Consider the following 19207-nt stretch of genomic DNA (forward strand, 5'->3'; position numbering starts at 1 on the left):
ATAGTATAGAGAGACGGAAGCCGCCCGATTCCGGCGGCGTTAGCGGTGGACGAGAGAGACGGGTATGGCGCGGACGCGCTCAGAAAACTACGACGAGATCCAGCGGGGCATTCTCACCACCGCCTGCGGCCTGTTCGCGCGCCAGGGCTACATGCGTGCCTCGATCGCGGACCTCGCGGACGCCTGCAAGCTGTCGCGCGGCGCGCTGTATCATTATTTCGACTCCAAGGAAGCGATCCTGTTCGCGATCCTCGATGCGCATATCCGCGAGATGATCGCGGACGTGGAGGTCGCGATGGCCGGCAAGGCGGCAACGCTGGAGCAGTTCCGTGCCGCGATCCAGGCCATCGTCGCACTGAATGCGCGCTCGAGCGACGAGCAGCGCGTCATCCTCAACGACCTCTCGTTCCTCGGTGAGACCGAGCAGGATGCGATCAAGGCGCTGGAGCGCCAGCTCGTCGACACGGTCTCGGAGCTTCTGGTCAAGCTCGACAAGGAAGGCAAGATCGTCAGGCGGACCAAGAAGATCTACAGCATGATGCTGTTCGGCATCCTGAACTTCAGCCACACCTGGTACGACCCGAAGGGTGGCGTCGACCCCAGCGAGTTCGCCGACATGGTGGTGGACCTGTTCCTGTACGGCTTCACCATGCCGGTGCCGGTCAAGGACGCCGCGCGGCCGCTACGCCAGCGCGCGTAGGACCATCGCGGCGAGCGACGATCTTGATCACCTTGTCTGCACATGATCGTGAAGGCTGCGAGCGTCTCCCGCGCGTAACGCGCGCGCGGCGCGCCGCGTAGTTTGCCACGAACGCCGTAACCGCGGCTGATGGTGGCATCGCAGCGAGGGAAGAAACATCCCGCATGAATCTGTCGTTCAACATCGCCGAACAAGGCGAGGGGTCTTATCGTCTGCTCACGATCCTGCGCTGGGTCATGGTGGTGATCTTCGTGTCGTTCGGCATGCAGAAGTTCACGCTGCAATCGGCGCAAGGCATCGTGCAATTCATCAGCAACAGCCCGTTTGTCTCGTGGCTGTCGGTGTTCGGCCTTCGCGGCGAGGCCTATGTGCTCGGCGTCACCGAGTTCGGCATCGCCGTGCTGCTTGCCGCCGGCGCGTTCAGCCCGATCCTGTCCGCGATCGGCGCATTGATGGGCGTGATCACCTTTGCGGTGACCTGGTCGTTCTTCTTTACGACACCCGGGGTGGTGAAATGGAGCCTGTCGACCGACCCGATGGCCTGGAACCTGGCCGGCGAGTTCCTGTTCAAGGACATCGTGCTGCTCTGCGTCTGCCTCGTGCTGCTGCTGGCGTCGTTGCCGCGGTCGATCGTCCGGTTGCGAAGCGGATAGGCGCGCGCCGTGCGTTCAATAGTTAAGCCATGCTTAACCACGGCATCGCGCGCGCCCTGCATCGGGAACAGGACAATCCGTCGCATGCAGCCGTGTCTTGCAAATCGAATCCCATGGGCATATGCAACCCTTGATTGACGAATTGTTGCTAGTAAGAAACCGTCCCCGGGTTGGGAGCGGAATGTGGCGAAGTCAGACATATCGGCGGCGAGTCCGGCAAGCGTCGGTATTGCCTCTCCGTCGCTGCACATTTCTCGTATTTTCAAACGTCCCGCATTTTTTAGTTCCATTGCAGTTCCCGCGCCGTGGCTGGAGTGGGAGGGCGGTCGCGATCGCGGGTTCCGGGAGTGACCGCCGGAGCAGCGATCGGGCCGCCGTTCCCCAGCCGGAACGGGTCACGGTGCAAGACGCGCGATCGTGAATTCGGACACGTGGGTTCCATCGCTAGGATCGCGATGTCGCCATCTCTCGATGGCTGAACAGGTCCACCCGCGGGTCATACCGCAACATCGTCCCGAATTCGTTCTACATGAGACAATGGCTCTTCGTCCGGATCGCGGCCGTCCTGCTTGCCGTTGCCGCTAGCGTGCTGACGGCAGCGCGGGCTGATTCCGACATGGATGCGCAGATCAGGGACATCGTCACGACGGAACTGGCGCCAACCGCGACCGCGGCCGATCCGGGCGGCCTTGCCGCGGCGGTCTATGCCGGCGGTCGGGTCGCCTTCTTCAACTACGGCTTCGCCGACGCTGCCGCAAAGCGGCCGGTCACCTCGGACACGCTGTTCAATCTCGCCTCGTTGCGCAAGCTGTTCGAGGCGACACTGGTTGCCCTCGGCACCGAGCGCGGCGAATTGCGGCTGGACGATCCCGTCGGCAAGTATCTGCCGGAGTTGCACGGCGACTATATCAGCCGCGTCACGGTCGGCGAGCTTGTCGACCATACATCGGGGCTGCTGCTGCCAACCGATCATCCGCCCTGGCCGAACGAGGCCTTCAGCCGCGATCAGTTCATCGCGATGCTCAATGCCTGGACGCCCCAGAAAGGAGAGCAGCCGGGCAAGCAGCGCATCTACAGCCACGCCGGCTATGTCCTGCTGCAACTGGTGCTGGAGCAGCGCTATCGCATGCCGATCACGACGTTGATCGAGAGCCGTATCCTCAGGCCGCTCGGCATGACCTCGACCTTCGTTCCGGATCGTGGCGAGGACAATCGCGCGGCGATGGCGCCGGAGATCATGCAGCGCATGGTCCAGGGCTACTCCCATGACGGAACGGCGATCGGTCCACCCGGCAATCAGCAGAGCTATTACGATTTTTCCGGCACCGGCCAGATGTTCTCGTCGGCGCGCGATCTCGGCATGCTGCTGCGCGCCTGTCTCGACGGCGCGGTGATCGATCCCGAATTGCGCGCGGCATTGCAGATGACCATGCGCGAGAGTTTTCGTGTCGATGCGACGTTCGGGCAGGCGATGGCGTGGGAGCATGTGCGGCTGGACGGTGTCACCGTCATCGACAAACCCGGCGGTCTCAACAATGCCTCGGCCTATATCGGCCTGGTGCCGGCGCGCCGGTTCGGCATCGTGCTGCTCGCCAATCGCGGCGACTATCCGCACGAGATCGCGCGCTACAGGATCCTGCCGGCACTCGCGCGACTTTGATCAAAACCAAGATACTTTAGCTATGCCGCGTGCCAATCCGATGACACGGCCTGCGCGGCCGAGCAGGGGATGCATGCAAAAATCGTCATGGCGCGGAACCGCGATCGGCTATACAAACCGGTAGCTTCTTCTCCTGCTTGAAGAGGCTGATATGACTGATTTACAAAATTCTGATTTGCACGCCCCTGATTTGCATACTTGGCTTTCGCAACAGCCGCACGGCTTGCGAACCTACCGGACCCTCCAGGAAAAACTCGAGACCTTGAGCAGGCATCAGCCGGAGCAACGGGCCATGTGCCGGCTGCTGAGCGGTCTCGTCGGCAACTACATCGAGGCTTTTGACGAGGAGCCGCTGCCGGTCGCGGTCGCCGACCGCGCCTATGGCCGCCTGCTCGATCTGGTCGCGAGCCTCGATCTCAAGGGCAATCCCGACCGGCGCCTCGCCGACATCAACCGCATCGCGTCCTGCGATCTGTTGAATTGATCGCGCGTCATCCTCGCGCGGCGGCGAGCTCGCGGTAGAGCGCGGCGTAGCGGCCGGCGCGATTGTGCCAGGAGACGTCGGTGGCCATGCCGGCCTGCTGCAGCCGGCGCCACGTCACCTTGTCGTTGAACAGCAGGTTCGCTGTGCGCAAGCCATGGGCGAGCGCTTCCGAGGTCACGGGTGCAAACTTGACGCCGGTCGCAGCACTGCCGGTGACCGCGGCTTCGTCGAAGCCCTGCACGGTGTCGGCAAGGCCGCCGACATTGGCAACGATCGGGACCGCGCCGTAGCGCAGCGCGCACAGCTGGGTGAGGCCGCACGGCTCGAACCGCGACGGCACCGCGAGCGCATCCGCGCCTGCCTGGATCAGATGCGCCAGCGCCTCGTCATAGCCGATCACGACCGCGATCCGCCCGGGGTTGTCGCGCGCCAGCTCGGCGTAGCGATCCTGCAGATCGCGATCGCCGCTGCCGAGCAGCGCGAGCTGAATGCCTTCGCCGAGCAATGTCGGAATGTTCTCCAGCAGCAGGTCGAGCCCCTTCTGCCATGACAGCCGGCTGATGACGCCGAGCAGCATCGCGTCCGGTGCCGGATCAAGCCCGAAGCGCTGCTGCAGCGCCGCCTTGTTGGCTGCGCGCCCCACCATTTGTCCGGCGCTGAAGCGCGCGGCGATGTCGGGATCGGTGGCCGGATTCCACACATCGATGTCGATACCGTTGAGAATGCCGCTCAGCACGTCGGAGCGTTCGCGCAACAGGCCGCCGAGCCCCATGCCGCCTTCGTCGCTCTGGATCTCCTGCGCATAAGTCGGCGACACCGTGGTGATGCGGTCGGCGAATTGCAGGCCGGCTTTCAATAGGCTGATGGTGCCGTAATATTCGACCCCGTGAAGCGAATAGGCCTCACCCGGAAGACCAAACGCAGCCAGCATGTCCGGCGAGAATTGCCCCTGATAGGCGAGATTGTGCACGGTCATCACCGTGCCCGGCCGCGGCTGCTCACCGTAATGCAGATAGGCCGGCGCGAGCCCGGCCTGCCAGTCATGCGCATGCACGATGTCGGGGACGAGGCCCTCGATCGCACCCCGGCCGATTTCGGCCGCCATCCGCGACAGCGCCGCAAATCGGATGCCGTTGTCGGGCCAGTCGCGTCCGTCGGGACCGACATAGGGATTGCCGGGGCGCGCATAGAGATGCGGCGCGTCGAGCGCAACAAGATCGAGGCCGTCATGGGTACCGCCGAGCACGCGGATCGGCCCGCCGTAAAATTCTCCCCAGTTCAGCAGCGTCTCCGCGGAGGTCAGCGCCTTGAGCACATCGGGATAGCCAGGCACCAGCGTCCGCGTCGTGACGCCGTGCTGCTTCAGCGCCGCCGGCAGCGCGCCGACCACGTCGGCGAGGCCGCCGGTCTTGACGATCGGGTAGACTTCCGAGGCGACCGCGAGGACGCGGATGGGCGTCATGTCGGGAGCCTGTCGATCATCGGTTGCGTGATCAGCGTGATCCCGTTCTCGGTGGTGCGGAATCGCTTGCCGTCGAACTCGGGATCCTCGCCGACCACCAGCCCTTCCGGAATCCGCACGCCGCGATCGATCACGACATTTCTGAGCCGCGCGCCGCGGCCGACATTCACATAGGGCATGATCACCGCGTTCTCGACATTGGCGTAGGAATTGACGTGAACGCCGGTGAACAGCAGCGACCGGCGCAGCGCGGCGCCCGAGATGATGCAGGCGCCCGAGACCAGCGAGGTCACCGCCTGGCCGCGCCGTCCGTCCTCGTCGTGGACGAATTTGGCGGGCGGGGTGATCTCGGCATAGGTCCAGATCGGCCATGCGCGGTCGTAGAGATCGAGCTCCGGCACGACGTCGGTGAGATCGATGTTGGCGCCCCAATAGGCGTCGACGGTGCCGACATCGCGCCAGTAGGAGCGGGGATCGTCGCCGGAGCGGACGCAGGAATCGTTGAACTGATGCGCCACCGCGCGGCCGTGCTTGACGATATAGGGGATGATGTCCCTGCCGAAATCGTGGTTGGAATTCGGATCGGCGGCATCGCGGCGCAATTCGTCGAACAGGAATTGCGAGTCGAACACGTAGATGCCCATGCTGGCCAGCGACTTGTCGGGCTTGCCGGGCATCGGCGGCGGATCGGCCGGCTTCTCCAGGAACGACTGGACCAGGCCGTTGTCGTCGACATGCATGATGCCGAAGCCGCTGGATTCGGTGCGCGGCATCTCGAGGCAGCCGACCGTGACGTCGGCGCCACTCTCGACATGCTGCTTCAGCATCACCTCGTAGTCCATCTTGTAGATGTGGTCGCCGGCGAGCACCAGGATGTATTTGGTGCCGTGCGCCTCGAGGATATCGATGTTCTGATACACGGCGTCCGCCGTGCCGAGATACCAGTTGGTCTCGGAGACGCGCTGGCTTGCCGGCAGGATGTCAAAACTCTCGTTTCGTTCCGGGCGGAAGAAGTTCCAGCCGCCTTGCAGATGTCGGATCAGGCTGTGCGCCTTGTACTGGGTCGCCACCGCGATGCGGCGGATGCCCGAGTTCACGGCGTTGGAGAGCGCGAAATCGATGATGCGGGACTTGCCGCCGAAATACACCGCCGGCTTGGCGCGCCTGTCGGTGAGCTCCTGAAGTCTGCTGCCGCGTCCGCCGGCCAGCACATAGGCGAGGGCGTGACGCGACAATGGTTCATTTCCGACACTTCTCATGGTCATCCTCCCAGAACTTCAGGCGTGGCCCCGCTACCTTCTCTTGTCCGGAAGGCCTGATCGGGCGCCAACGGGGCCGATCGGAACGTAGCAAGCGCGCCCCGGTTGGGCAAAGCGGGATGGCGGATTTTCGTTCCCCGGATCCCGGCCTCTGAAGATCGGGGTTGCGGGCCGGTTAAGGCTATTGACGGCGCGCGATTTCGGCCTAGAGCAGGCCTGCGCATTTCCTGCCCAAGGCCGGCATCTCATGACAGTTTTGTCCGTCACGCCCCAGAACATCCGTGCAATGCTGCTGCTGCGCCACGAGATCGCGCTGCTCGACGTCAGGCATGAGGCCGAATTCGCCACGGGCCATCCGCTGTTTGCCGCCAACATGGCGGCCGGCCGGATCGCGCTCGAAGCCGAGCTGCGACTGCCGCGCAAGGACGTGCCGATCGTTCTCTATGACAATGGCGAGGGACTGGTCGCTGCCGCGGCTGGCGAGTTGCAGGCGCTGGGCTACAGCAACGTTGCGGCGCTCGCCGGCGGCCTGCAGGGCTGGAAGGCGGCCGGCTACGAGGTGTTCGAGGACGTCAATTCCTACGCCAAGGCCTTCGGCGAGTTGGTCGAGTCGCGCCGGCACACGCCCTCGCTGAGCGCCGACGAGGTCGCCGCGCTGATAGCCGACAAGGCCAACATCGCGATCCTCGATGTCCGCCGCTTCGACGAATATGCCACCATGAACATCCCGGGCTCGGTCAGCGTGCCCGGCGCGGAGCTGGTGCTGCGCGCAGGGAGCGCGGCACCCGATCCCGACACCACCATCATCGTCAACTGCGCCGGCCGCACCCGCTCGATCATCGGCACGCAGTCGCTGATCAATGCCGCGCTGCCCAACAAGGTGTGGGCGCTGCGCAACGGTACGATCGGCTGGACGCTCGCGAAACACGATCTCGAACACGGCGCCGGCCAGCGCGGTGGCATCGGGCCGTTCGCGGGGGCCGCCGACAATGCACGCGAGGTCGCCTATCGCGCGGGCGTCCGCCACATCGGCGCGGCTGAACTCGCCGCGCTGGAAAAGGACGCACGCCGCACGCTGTATCGCTTCGACGTGCGCGACGCCGAGGAGTACGCCGCAGGCCATCTGGCCGGCTTCCGCCATTATGCGGGCGGCCAGCTGGTGCAGGAAATCGATATGGCCGCGCCGGTGCGCGGCGCCCGCATCGTGCTGACCGACGACAAGAGCATCCGCGCCGACATGACGGCGTCCTGGCTCGCGCAGATGGGCTGGGAGGTCTATGTGCTCGACGGCTGCTATAACGGCCCGCTTGAAGTCGGACAGTCGCGTGTCGTGCCGAGGCCCGATCCCGCGCACCGCTACCGGCGTCCCTATGAAAGCACCGGCGTCGCGGAGCAGGCGATGCAGGCCTATCTCGATTGGGAGTACGGCCTTGTCGACCAGCTGCGCCGCGACGGCACGCATGGGTTTTATGTGATCTAGCGGATGACGTGGTGACGGCGGTGCGACCGCATCGGATGCGATAGCCTGCCGTCGCAGGGGCGCACTGCCAAAATATCGAAAACAACCCCATGCAAAGTAGCCGGTGGCTGCCGGGGGACACGGCAACTTGACTCGTCGGGCAAATCAGCGGCATTCTTCCATTATTCAGAAATCGTGGCACACGTCCCTCGCATGGGAAACCTTGGCGCGTCGCTTCCTTGTGGCCATCCTTCGAGACGCCCGCCGTTGGCGGGCTCACAGGGTGACGGGGTGATTGCTCAGCTTGCTCAGTGTCATCACCCGCTCATGCGGGTGATCCAGTATTCCAGAGGTGTCAGTATTCGAACTGATAGGCCGCGGCGTACTGGGTCGCCCGGTCGAGCCGGGCGATGACAGCGATGGACGAGGATATACGGCCACGCTCCGGACGACGCTTCGCGTCGTTCGTCGCGTGTCGACCTCCCTCGCAAGCGGGAGAGGTATAGTGAGTCAGTGGAGGGAGATCGCGATACTCTCGGTCTTCACTTCGGCAGCACCACCGGCGTCAGCTTGAACGGGCCGGGGTCCTTGCCCTTGTTGTCGCCGATCACGTAGGACAGTTTGCCTTCGGCGACCCAGCCGACATCGCCGACCTGCGTCACCGAGACCGGCTCGGCCAGACCATCCTTGATGGTGTCGATGGTGGCATCGCCGCCCTTCACGGTGACCTTGTCGAGCTTGCCATTGCCTTCGATCAGCAGGAAGCCGCCGCCATGGGCGCGCAGCGCGTCGGCGTGGTCGAGCGGCCGCGACGGCTTGAGCTCCGTCACGGCGCCGGCCTTGCCGTCCTTCATCTCGATCTTGAACAGCTTTGCCGGAACGAAGGTCGTGACATAGAGGTTGCCGTCGGCGCCGATCGCGATGCCGTCGAGCCCGACGCCGTCCTTGGCCGGCGCGAGCTGCGGATCGGTCGCGAAGGTCGCGAGCGCCGTGCCGCCGGGCTTCACGCTGTAGACGAAAGGCGCGAAGGAATCGCTGACATAGGCGGTGCCGTCGGCGCCGACCACGATGTCGTTGCAGAACGATTTCGGATCGGTCAGGGCAAAGCTGCCCTTCGGTGCGCCGCTCTTCAGATCGAAGGTCTTCAGCCAGGCGCCCTTGACGTCGCTCGGCCCCGCGACGCCCATGGCGCTGATGTCGTTGGAGCAGACACAGAGTGTTCCGCTCTTCTCGTCGGCGAGCACGCCGAGCGTCGAGCGGCTGTCTGCAGCACCCGGCTTGACCAGTTGCTCGGCCTTGCCGCCGGCGATCTTGGTCACCCCGCCATGGTTGAAGCTGCCGACATAAAGCGTACCGTCGGAGGTCGAGGTCACGCTCTCCGGGAAACTCTTGTCGGGAACTCCGACCGGAGCGGTTTCGGCGCGGGCTATACCGGCCATGCCGAGCGCAAGGATGGTGGCCGCGGCGCGCGCTAGATTCTTATTTTGACGCGTTTTCTTCACGCGAACCGGCATCCACTTCGCTCGAAAACGCTCCGCCGATGCGCGGCGGATCTTGAGCAGTTCTCCCGTTGCGCGCGGATGTCCCGCGTCGCCGTTCTTTTTTATCATGATCGCGTTTCCTCAATGAACCTGGTTGGACCAGGCAGGAATTGTGAGGCGATCGTCTCCGGTCGATGGTTGTTGTCTGCAGGGTTCCCGACCGGATTGTTCACCCGCCTGCCTTGTCGTCTCGATATATACGCTAGTATATAGCGCAAGGAAAGCTGCAGAGAGAGGAAGCTGCGGAGCGGGAAGCTGCGACGGCCGGAGGGCGCGTCATGGAGTGGGAACTGGCGTCACGCCACCGATGCGTGTGCTGCGGCGGCGTCATCGATGGGCTGGCCGACGATGGTGCGATCGGATTCGAACCGCGGATCGGCCTGTTTGCGGATGAGCGTGCGTTCGTCCGCAACGAATGCACCGCGAGCTTGATCGCGGCAGCAGCACGGCGCAGGCAGGAAGTGGTTCGGCGGAAGTCGTAAAGCGAAATGCTTCTGGTTCCGTCATTGCGAGGAGCGCAAGCGACGAAGCAATCCATCTATCCCCATGCGGCGAGATGGATTGCTTCGCTGCGCTCGCAATGACGGAGCTGCCGATCTTCACTCAATCCGGGCTGAACGCTTCGTACACCAGCTTCCGGAACGCCGGCGTGATGCGCTGGCGTTCGTTCTGGGTTTGCTCGAGCATGATGTAGATCATGTCGAGCTTCGGATCGACGCCGAAATAGGTGCCGCTGCCGCTGTCCCATTTCAATTCGCCGATCGAGCCGGGCGGCGGTGGCTTGGCGATGCCGGGATCGGTGCGCACGGCGATGCCGTAGCCGTAACCGAAGCCGTCGCCCGGAAAGTACCAATAGTCGCGGCCGACGCCGGAGCCCGGCCCGATATGGTCCGTCGTCATGGTCTTGAAGGCGGCAGGGCTGAGATAGCGCTTGCCGTCAAGCTCGCCGCCGTTGAGCAGCATCTGCGCGAACCGTGCATAATCGAGGATGGTCGACACCAGGCCGCCGCCGCCGGATTCCCACTCCGGATGCACGCGCCGGTCGTTCTCCCCCGCGATCAGGATCGTGTCCGAGGGCAGCGGCTCGGCCAGCCGCGTCCGTTCGGTCTCCGCATCGAGCACGTATCTGGTGTCGTTCATCTTCATCGGATCGAAGATGCGCTCCTTCTCGAACTGATAGAGCGTCTTGCCCGTGACGATCTCGATCACCCGGCCGAGCACATCGGTGGAATGACCGTAGCGCCACATCGTACCCGGCTGCCGCGACAGCGGCAGCTTGGCGAGCCGCGCGACGAATTCCTTGTTGTCGAACTTGCCGTCGAACAGATGCCCTGCGCGGTAGAGCTTCTGGATCCAGTCGGCGCCGATATATTCGTAGGTGATGCCCGAGGTATGCCGCATCAGGTCCTCGATGGTGACCGGGCGGATCGGCGGCACCAGTTCGAGCTTGCCGAGATCGTTGCCGCCATCCGGCTCGATGCCGACCTTCACGTCGGCGAACGCCGGAATGTATTTCGACAGCGGATCCTGCGGCGACAGCCTGCCTTCGTCGACCAGCATCATCGCGCCGGTGTTGGTGATCGGCTTGGTCATCGAATGCAGGGCGAACATCGTGTCCGGCCGCATCGGCGACTTGGTCGTGACGTCACGATAGCCGAAGGTCTTCAGATAGACCGGCTTGCCGTGCTGCTGGATCAGGATGGCGGCGCCTGGAATTGTTCCTGTCGCAACCTCGTTGTTGAAGAACGCGGTGATGCGTTCGAGCTTGTCCGGCGACGGGGCAGGGGCCTCGGTGGCGCGCGCCGCACTTGATGTGACAAGTGCAAGACACGCGATCGTGGTCACTGCCTCACGGAGCGTCCGCACGGCAGTGTGGAGTGCTCGATCGTATCCGCATGACATTGAAAGCCGCCCCTGCCTGATGCCCTGAACGCCGCAGTTCTAGCGCAGGCGCCCCCGCACCATAATCATTTTCGGGCGAGTTTATTCCCTCACGATGGTTGAAATTTATACAATTTGCGTGGCGCCGACCGGCGTGCGCACGGCGTTCGACAGCACCTGCAGCGCCTGGCTCAGTTCGGCGCGATTGCGCGCGGCGCCGATCGAGACGCGCAAGCCGCGCGGCGCGGCATCGCCGGCCGCAAAGGCGTCTTCGCCGACCACGGCAAGGCCATTGCGCATAAGATGCGACAGCAGGTCGGTGCCGTCGAAATGTTTTGGCAACGGCACCCAGAGATGGTGGCTCGCCGGCCGCGCCGCGTAGCTGACGCCTTTGAGGAAGCGGGCCGCGAGCTGCTGGCGCGCGGCCGCCTCGTTGCGGATGGCGCGGATGATGTCGGCGGCGACGCCGGAGCGCAGCCATTGCGTCACCAGCGCGACCATCAGCGATGGCGGCATCTGCATGGTGGCCTGCATGCCGGCGCGCATCCGTTGTTCGGCGGCGGCATCCGGCGCCAGCAGATAGGCGACGCGCAAGGCCGGGGCGATGCATTTCGCGATGCTCGCGGCAAGGTAGGTGCGTTCGGGAATCAGCGTGGCGATCGGTGCCACCTGCGGTTCGAGCGGGCCGTAGACGTCGTCCTCGATCAGGACGCAGCCGCGCTTCCTGATGATGTCGGCGATCGCCTTGCGTCTGATCGCGCTCATCGTCGCCGTGGTCGGATTCTGCTGCGTCGGCACCAGATAGACGGCCTTCGGCTTGAGCTTGCGGCAGGCGTCGTCGAGCGCGTCGGGCCTGGCCCCCTCGGCGTCCATCGCAACACCCACGAGGCGGACATCGAGCCGCGCGGCCGCGGCCTTGATGCCGGGAAACGTCAACGCCTCCGTCACCACGACATCACCGGGCGACGTCAGCGCCAGCAGCGCGTTGAAGATGATCGCCTGCGATCCCGGATAGATCACGATCCGCTCGGCCGATGCCTGCGGCACGCGCGGCTGCAGCCAGGCAGCGCCGGCGTCGCGCTCGTCAGCGGTGCCGCCGGGACGCGCATAGCCGAGATAGGCGGAGAACCCGGCCTCGGAGCGGATGGTGGCAAGTCCCTGCGCGATCCGCAGATCGAGATTGGCCTCGACCGGCTGCGGCGGCAGATTCATCGACAGGTCGATGTTGACGGGGGCGGGCAGGTCGGACGCCGCGCGCGCGGTGGTCTCCGAGACGAAAGTGCCCTGGCCGACCCGGGCGTCGAGCAGCCCGCGCCGCCGCGCCTCGCCATAGGCGCGCGTCACCGTGGTGAGATCGATGTCGAGCGCCGACGCCAGCGCGCGATGGGTCGGCAGCCGCTGGCCGCGCACCAGCCGGCCGCTCGCGATATCGGCGGCGAGCGCATCGACGATGCGCAGGAACATCGGGCCGTGCCATTCGGAAACTGTAGGGATCCAGTCCATGCAATTCGGCAATTTGTCTTTGATTGTATGCTCCACAATTCATATTGTATGGATCATCAGATCAGGTCAAGGACAACGACAATGACCGAGACGGTTTCCCTTCCCAAGGCGATGTGGCGCGGCTTCACGATGAAGTGCCCGAACTGCGGGCGCGGCCATCTGTTCGGCCGCTTCCTCAAGGTGGCGGATCATTGCGAGGCGTGCGGCGAGGACTTCACCCCGCAGCGCGCGGACGATTTCCCGGCCTATCTCGTGATCGTCGTGGTCGGCCACGTCGTGGTGCCGGCGCTGCTCTGGATGGAAATGACCTACGCGCCGCCGGCCTGGCTGCAACTGGCGATCTGGCTGCCGTTCACGCTGTTCAGCGCGCTCGGACTGCTGCAGCCGACCAAGGGCGCGATCGTCGGCCTGCAGTGGCAGCTTGCTATGGAAGGGTTTGCGGCGACGCGGCGTGTCGCCGCGCCGGTGCGGGCGCGGACCAACGCCGGCTCTGTAGGGCGGATTAGCGGAGCGTAATCCGCCGTTCTACTCGCGAGAAAGATGGTGGGTTATGCCTTCGGCTAACCCACCCTACGAAATCAAATCGGATGATGATGCGGCCGGAACATGCGGCCCTTTTCCGTCACCAGGACGACGGCGAGCGCGGCCAACGTGCAGAGGAAGAAGCCGGTCGCGAATGGCAGCAGCGTGCCGTCGTAATCCTGGCCGATCGTGGTGCCGACGCCGATCCCGAGGAGGGTGGTGATGGTGCCGTAGAGCGATGACGCGGTGCCGGCGATCTTGCCCTGCGGCTCCATCGCGAGCGCCGTGAAGTTTGCCATCATCAGCCCGAACGCGAACATCATCAGGCCGGCCAGCACCATGAACAGCGGCAGCGACAGCGTGTCGGTCTTCACGGCGAGGAACAGCGCGCCGGCGACCACGGCAAAACCGGTCAGCGCGGCGTGCGAGATCACCCGCATGCCGATCCGGCCGACGATGCGCGAATTGAGGAAGCCGGCGATCGCGACGCCGACCGCGCACGCCGCGAAGGCGACCGGGAAGTAATGCCCGAGCTTGAAGATCTCGGTAAAGATCTGCTGCGAACAGAACACGAAGGCAAACAGCGAGCCCTGCACGCCGCCGGCGGCGAGCGCGTAGCCGAGCGTCTGGCGGTTGGTGATGGTCTGGCGGAACGCGGACAGCACCTCGGGGATCGCCAGCGACTTGCGCAATTCGAGCGGCAGCGTCTCGGGCATTCGCATCGCGCTCCAGGCCAGCGCGATCACGCCGTAGATCATCAGCAGCACGAAGATGCCGCGCCAATGCGTCAGCAGCATCACCGCCTGGCCGAATGACGGCGCGATCACGGGCACGGCGATGAACACCATCATCGCCAGCGACATCACGCTCGCCATGCGCCGTCCAGCGTAGCAGTCGCGCACGATCGAGGTGGCGATCACGCGGGTTGCCGCGGTGCCGAGCCCTTGCAGCGCGCGCGCCAGCAGCAGCGTCTCGAACGAGGGTGCCATGATCGCGAGCAGGCCGGCGATGGTGTAGACGGTCATGCCGCCGAGCAGCACCGGGCGGCGGCCGAAGCGGTCCGACAGCGGGCCCATCACGAACTGGCCGACGCCGAAGCCGACCAGGAAGATCGACAGCACCATCTGCGGACGGTTGGCGTCGGCGATCTGGAACGCGGAACGGATGTTCGGCAGCGCCGGCAGCATCATGTCCATCGCCAGCGGGTTGAGCGCCATGATGGAAGCGATGACGACGACGAATTCGGGAAAGCCCATCGGGCGGTGGCCTGAGGACACCCAGGCATCGGCATTGATGTCAGACACTTAGAACCTCTTGGAGATGCCTAGCATAGCGGTCGTGCTGCATTGCACAATCGTCGTTTTGGGATGGGAGACCGTCGGCGGCGGGTGAGGTAGCCGGGTCATGGAACCGGCCGCGCGGCCGCCGGCTGGTGCTATATCGTTGCTTCTGCAACTATTTTGCTCGTCCTGCGCGGGAAGCTCTGCTATCCCGGTACCAGCTCCGTGCGGGACAGGCGCATCGCGGCCGATCATGCCCGCACGGCCAAGAACGGGCTCAAGAACGGGTTTGGGGAGGCCAAATGTCCATCGAAGTCTCCGCGCGCTCGCGCGGCGCTACGCTGTCGGATGAGGAGCGCAAGGTCCTCACCGCAACGCTCGTCGGCACCACGATCGAGTGGTACGACTTCTTCGTCTACGCCCAGGCGGCGGGCCTGGTGTTCGGCGCGCTGTTCTTCGCGCCGATGAACGCGAACAATCCGCTGCTGGCGCAGATCGTCTCGTTTGCGACGCTCGGCCTCTCATTCCTGTTCCGCCCGTTAGGGGCCATCGTCTGCGGCCATCTCGGCGACCGCTTCGGGCGGAAGAACATGCTCGTCGTCACGCTGCTGCTGATGGGCGCTGCGACCGCGCTGGTCGGCCTGCTGCCGACCTACGCGCAGATCGGCGCCTGGGCGCCGGCGCTCCTTATTCTGCTCCGCATCCTGCAGGGCTTTTCGGCCGGCGGCGAGTGGGGCGGCGCGGCGCTGATGTCGGTGGAATCGGCGCCTCGCGACAAGCGCAGCTTCTTCGGCTCGTTCCCGCAGATCGGCACGCCGCTCGGCATGATCCTGGCAACCGGCGTGTTGTGGGCGCTGACAGCTTCGCTCGGCAAGCAGGCGATGATCGAATGGGGCTGGCGGATTCCGTTCCTGCTCTCGATCCTGCTGATCGTCGTCGGCATCGTGATCCGCCGCACGGTCGAAGAGTCTCCGGTGTTCCTGGCGATGCAGCGCCGGCATAAGGAATCCTCGGCGCCGCTGCGCGAATTGATGCGCAACCACAGCAAGGAGATCCTGCGCACCGCGTTGATCTTCATGGCCAACAATGCGGCCGGTTACATCCTGATCGCGTTCATCATCAGCTATGGCACCAACACGCTGAAGATGCCGTCGGAACAGCTGCTTCTGATCGGCACGCTGGCGGCGGTGAGCTGGTTCATCTTTACGCTGCTCGGCGGCATCCTCGGCGACAAAATCGGCCGCGTGCGCTGCTTCCAGATCGGCTATGGGCTGATGGTGCTGTGGGCGGTGCCGATGTGGTTTTTGATCGACAGCAAGAATTTGCTGCTGTTCTTCGTCAGCGCCGTCGGCCTCACCATCGCGCTCGGTCTGTCCTATGGCCCGCAGGCGGCGCTCTATGCCGAGCTGTTTCCGGCCAAGGTGCGCTATTCCGGCGTCTCGATCGGCTACGCGCTCGGCGCCATCTTCGGCGGCGCCTTCGCGCCGATGATCGCGCAATGGATCATCGGCACCTACGGCCAGTCCTGGCGCGTCGGCGTTTATATCGCGGTGCTGTCGCTGATCTCGCTGATCACGGTGTCGACCATCAAGGATCCGCAGGGCGTCGATCTCAACGTGAATGACGCGGGCGCGTAGTGGCTCTGTAGATGGGGTGGATTAGCGTCAAGGCGTAATCCGCCTCCTTGTCGCGGTAGATTACGCCCTTGCCTACAGCGTGAACCCAAATTCGAAGGGTCGGCGGACGTCGCTTCTGTACGCATTCTGAACGCGAACCAGCGGTAAATCGTCCTCGATGGCGGCAAAGTCGTTCGGCAGCAGGCGCCACGAGCAGCCCGCTCGCGTGACACAGAAGATGCCGTTGATGATCTCGCGCGGCCTGCCTGTCGCGCTAGGCTTTGGCAAGTGCGGCGCGATCAGCGCCACTCTGCGTACGTCAGATCGGTCTGGTACCGGGTGACAATGCGGTTATGCTAGTGTCGAATAGTTGGCGTCCACCCGGCGAATCCAGATTGGCTCGGGAAGCCCCTGGAAATCACGGCGGGTGCCAAAGACACAACCCATTTTCAAGAACTGCCTTTGACAAGGCCCAGGGGATTGAAATTGGACATCGACGGTTGGCTCCGTGGGATCGGCCTCGCCCAGTATGCCGAGATGTTCCGTGCCAACGACATCGACATCGAGCTGCTAGGCCGGCTGACCAACGACGACCTCAAGGACCTCGGCGTCGCATCGCTTGGTCATCGCAAGAAGCTGCTGGAAGCTATTGCCGGGCTTGCCGCCGTTCCGGTGTCGCTGCAGCCTGCGTTGATTGGACCGAAGGCGCAGGATGCTGCCGAGCGCCGCCAGGTCACGGTGATGTTCGCGGACCTTGTCGGCTCGACAGCCCTCTCCACCCGTATGGACCCGGAAGACCTGCGCGATATCATCTTCGCCTACCAGAAATGCGTCGCCGAAGCCGTGCGCCGCTTTGGCGGGTTCGTGGCCAAGTACATGGGCGACGGCTTGCTCGTGTATTTCGGCTACCCGCAGGCGCATGAGGACGACGCCGAGCGGGCAGTGCGGGCGGGGCTGAAACTGGTCGCTGCGGTGAGCGCACTCAAGTCACCCGTTTCGTTGCGAACCCGCGTCGGCATTGCAACCGGCCTCGTTGTAGTCGGCGACCTGATCGGATCGGGGGAGGCACAGGAGCGCGGCATCGTTGGCGAGACGCCGAACCTCGCGGCGCGTTTGCAGGGGATCGCCGAGCCGAACATGGTCGTCATCGCGGAGAGCACGCGAAAACTTCTCGGCAATCGCTTTGAGCTCACGGACCTCGGGCCGAAGGATCTTAAGGGCATCGGCGGGCTGGTACGGGCCTGGGCCGTGCTCCGGACGAGTTCGGTGGCAAGTCGCTTCGAGGCGCTGCACGCGGCCGGCCTGACCGCGCTGGTCGGGCGGGAAGAACAATTCGAGTTGCTGCAACGGCGCTGGTCGAGAGCAAGGACCGGCGAAGGCCAGGTGGTGCTCATTTCCGGCGAGGCCGGTATCGGTAAATCACGACTCACGGCCGCGCTGCTGGAAAGCCTCGCCGGCGAACCGCACAAGCGCTTGCGCTATTTCTGTTCGCCGCAGCATACTGACAGCGCGCTTTATCCGGTCATCGGGCAGATGGAGCGCGCCGCGGGCCTAGCGCACGACGACACCCCGCAAGCTAAGCTCGACAAGCTCAATGCCGTCCTCGCGCAGACGTCAACCTCCATCCCGGACGTCGCGCTCTTGGCCGAGATGCTGTCGCTGCCGAATGATGGACGATATACCGCGCTTGAGCTGACTCCGGAACAGCGCCGGCAAAGAACCCTGGAGGCCTTGACGACACAACTCGCCGGATTGGCCGGGCGGCAGCCGGTGCTGATGATCGTCGAGGATGCACATTGGGTCGATCCGACGAGTCTGGAAGTGTTCGGTCGGACGGTGGACCAAATCAAGACTCTCCCGGTGTTGCTCATCGTGACTTTCCGTCCCGAGTTCAGCGCGCCCTGGGCCGGGCAATCGCATGTTACCAGCCTGAAGCTGAACCGGCTTGCGGAGAACGAAGCAACCGCCATCGTTGCAGGCCTGGTCGGCAGCAGGCAGGTGCCGGCAGATGTCGTGGCCGAGATCATCGACCGCACCGACGGTGTCCCGTTGTTCGTAGAGGAAATGACCAAGGCGGTGTTGGAGGCTGAGAGCGAAGGCGAAGCACGAGGGACCGCTGCTGCGGTCCCATCCTCGGTCCTGGCTGTCCCTTCAAGCTTGCACGCAACGCTGATGGCGCGACTTGACCGCCTTGGGTCAGCGAAGGAGATCGCACAAATCGGCGCAGCGATTGGGCGGGAATTTTCGCATGCCTTGCTGGCCGCCGTTGCGATGCGGAACGAGCGCGGCCTGTGTGCTGCGCTGGATCAACTCCTGGACGCTGGGCTGTTATTCCGGCAGGGCGTGCCGCCCGCAGCCTCCTATCTGTTCAAGCACGCGCTGGTGCGCGACGCCACCTACGGCTCTCTTTTGCGCGAGCCGCGTCGCAACCTGCACGCTCGCATAGCGGGGGCCATGGAAGGCGCTTTCCCGGAAGCCGCTCAAAATCGCCCCGAGTTGTTGGCGCACCACTACTCGGAGGCAGGAATGATCGAGCGGGCAGCGAAGCTCTGGGGAATTGCCGGCCAGCGCTCAATCTCTCGCTCTGCGCTGGCCGAGGCAGCCGCTCAACTGAGCCGCGCGGTGAGCCAGATGGCAAGCCTGCCAGAGACATCCGCGCTGCGCCGCGAGCAGATCAAGTACCAGATCGAGCTCGTGACCGTCCTTATGCATGTCAAAGGTTATGGGGCGCCGGATACCAAGGCGGCGGTCGATCATGCCCGCCTTCTGATCGAGAAGGCCGAGGCGCAGGGTGAGCCTTCCGAGGACCCGCTGTTGCTGTTCTCCGTACTCTACGGCGCCTGGGTGCTTAATGTGGCCGCGTTCAACGGTGAAGCTGCCGGCGCTCTTGCAACCCAGTTCATGGCCCTCGCCGAAAAGCAACGGATTACGGGACCGCTGATGCTTGCGCACCGTATGGTCGGAATGACCGCGATGTCCACCGGGACCAGGTCGCAGGACGAAGGCATCTTGATCGGGCGCTCGCGCTTTATGATCCCGCGGAGCACCGCGCACTGGCAACGCGTTTTGGCACCGACGCAAGGGTCGCTATCCTGGAGTGGCGTTCGCGGACGCTATGGCTCCAGGGTTACCCCGATGCTGCCCTCAAGGACGTCGACGAGTCGTTTAGGGGGGCGCGAGAGATAGG

The 19207-nt window shown here is 64.4% G+C and carries 15 protein-coding genes and 1 pseudogene; 9 read left to right on the plus strand and 7 right to left on the minus strand.

The window, feature by feature from the left end; translation table 11 throughout:
* The first annotated feature begins 64 nt into the window (after positions 1 to 64).
* From HU230_RS02895 to HU230_RS02910, 4 genes are all read left to right on the plus strand, one after another.
* Positions 65 to 700 carry a TetR/AcrR family transcriptional regulator gene (locus HU230_RS02895; protein ID WP_176533050.1) on the plus strand — a complete coding sequence of 212 codons (636 nt, stop codon included), beginning with the start codon at positions 65 to 67 and terminating at the stop codon, positions 698 to 700.
* A gap of 164 nt (positions 701 to 864) precedes the next feature.
* Positions 865 to 1353, plus strand: a complete 489-nt coding sequence (locus HU230_RS02900; protein ID WP_176533048.1) for a DUF417 family protein — start codon at positions 865 to 867, stop codon at positions 1351 to 1353.
* 529 nt (positions 1354 to 1882) lie between these two features.
* Complete coding sequence (locus HU230_RS02905) at positions 1883 to 3013, plus strand: serine hydrolase (RefSeq protein WP_176533046.1); 1131 nt, start codon at positions 1883 to 1885, stop codon at positions 3011 to 3013.
* A gap of 151 nt (positions 3014 to 3164) precedes the next feature.
* Positions 3165 to 3497 carry a hypothetical protein gene (locus HU230_RS02910; RefSeq protein WP_176533044.1) on the plus strand — a complete coding sequence of 111 codons (333 nt, stop codon included), beginning with the start codon at positions 3165 to 3167 and terminating at the stop codon, positions 3495 to 3497.
* Positions 3498 to 3504: 7 nt separating this feature from the next.
* Here HU230_RS02910 and glgA read toward each other — a convergent pair whose 3' ends face one another.
* Complete coding sequence (gene glgA / locus HU230_RS02915; RefSeq protein ID WP_176533041.1) at positions 3505 to 4959, minus strand: glycogen synthase GlgA; 1455 nt, start codon at positions 4957 to 4959, stop codon at positions 3505 to 3507.
* Complete coding sequence (gene glgC / locus HU230_RS02920) at positions 4956 to 6218, minus strand: glucose-1-phosphate adenylyltransferase (protein ID WP_176533039.1); 1263 nt, start codon at positions 6216 to 6218, stop codon at positions 4956 to 4958. Before glgC ends, glgA begins: the two co-directional genes overlap by 4 nt.
* 247 nt (positions 6219 to 6465) lie before the next feature.
* Here glgC and HU230_RS02925 point away from each other — a divergent pair, with 247 nt between their 5' ends.
* A complete protein-coding gene (locus HU230_RS02925) occupies positions 6466 to 7698 on the plus strand; it encodes a rhodanese-like domain-containing protein (RefSeq protein ID WP_176533036.1) in 1233 nt (410 codons plus the stop codon).
* A 521-nt stretch (positions 7699 to 8219) separates the two neighbouring features.
* On the opposite strand, the gene HU230_RS02930 is transcribed toward HU230_RS02925, so the two are convergent.
* The gene (locus HU230_RS02930) at positions 8220 to 9287 is read right to left on the minus strand and encodes an NHL repeat-containing protein (protein WP_176533034.1); all 1068 of its coding nucleotides are present in this window, start codon (positions 9285 to 9287) and stop codon (positions 8220 to 8222) included.
* A gap of 209 nt (positions 9288 to 9496) precedes the next feature.
* Between HU230_RS02930 and HU230_RS02935 the strand changes: the two genes are divergently transcribed.
* Entirely contained in the window at positions 9497 to 9700 is a 204-nt protein-coding gene (locus tag HU230_RS02935) for a hypothetical protein (RefSeq protein WP_176533032.1), read from the plus strand.
* Between the two features lie 121 nt (positions 9701 to 9821).
* On the opposite strand, the gene HU230_RS02940 is transcribed toward HU230_RS02935, so the two are convergent.
* Together HU230_RS02940 and HU230_RS02945 are read right to left on the minus strand one after the other, a co-directional pair.
* Entirely contained in the window at positions 9822 to 11120 is a 1299-nt protein-coding gene (locus tag HU230_RS02940; protein WP_210284283.1) for a serine hydrolase domain-containing protein, read from the minus strand.
* A gap of 105 nt (positions 11121 to 11225) precedes the next feature.
* Entirely contained in the window at positions 11226 to 12602 is a 1377-nt protein-coding gene (locus tag HU230_RS02945) for an aminotransferase-like domain-containing protein (RefSeq protein WP_176533027.1), read from the minus strand.
* 81 nt (positions 12603 to 12683) lie between these two features.
* Here HU230_RS02945 and HU230_RS02950 point away from each other — a divergent pair, with 81 nt between their 5' ends.
* Complete coding sequence (locus HU230_RS02950; protein ID WP_234633849.1) at positions 12684 to 13118, plus strand: DUF983 domain-containing protein; 435 nt, start codon at positions 12684 to 12686, stop codon at positions 13116 to 13118.
* A gap of 62 nt (positions 13119 to 13180) precedes the next feature.
* Here HU230_RS02950 and HU230_RS02955 read toward each other — a convergent pair whose 3' ends face one another.
* Positions 13181 to 14380 (minus strand): multidrug effflux MFS transporter, encoded by a 1200-nt coding sequence (locus HU230_RS02955; RefSeq protein WP_210284588.1) that lies wholly within the window; start codon positions 14378 to 14380, stop codon positions 13181 to 13183.
* A gap of 326 nt (positions 14381 to 14706) precedes the next feature.
* On the opposite strand from HU230_RS02955, the gene HU230_RS02960 reads away from it, so the two are divergent.
* Positions 14707 to 16041, plus strand: coding sequence for an MFS transporter (locus HU230_RS02960; protein ID WP_176533021.1), 1335 nt, complete (start codon positions 14707 to 14709; stop codon positions 16039 to 16041).
* 134 nt (positions 16042 to 16175) lie between these two features.
* On the opposite strand, the pseudogene HU230_RS02965 reads toward HU230_RS02960, so the two are convergent.
* Positions 16176 to 16367, minus strand: a pseudogene (locus HU230_RS02965) (transposase); the annotation flags it as partial.
* Positions 16368 to 16506: 139 nt separating this feature from the next.
* Between HU230_RS02965 and HU230_RS02970 the strand changes: the two are divergent.
* Positions 16507 to 19206 (plus strand): ATP-binding protein, encoded by a 2700-nt coding sequence (locus HU230_RS02970; RefSeq protein WP_224942913.1) that lies wholly within the window; start codon positions 16507 to 16509, stop codon positions 19204 to 19206.
* Position 19207 lies beyond the last annotated feature (1 nt).

Origin of the sequence: Bradyrhizobium quebecense, assembly GCF_013373795.3 — a bacterium.
Taxonomy (GTDB): domain Bacteria; phylum Pseudomonadota; class Alphaproteobacteria; order Rhizobiales; family Xanthobacteraceae; genus Bradyrhizobium; species Bradyrhizobium quebecense.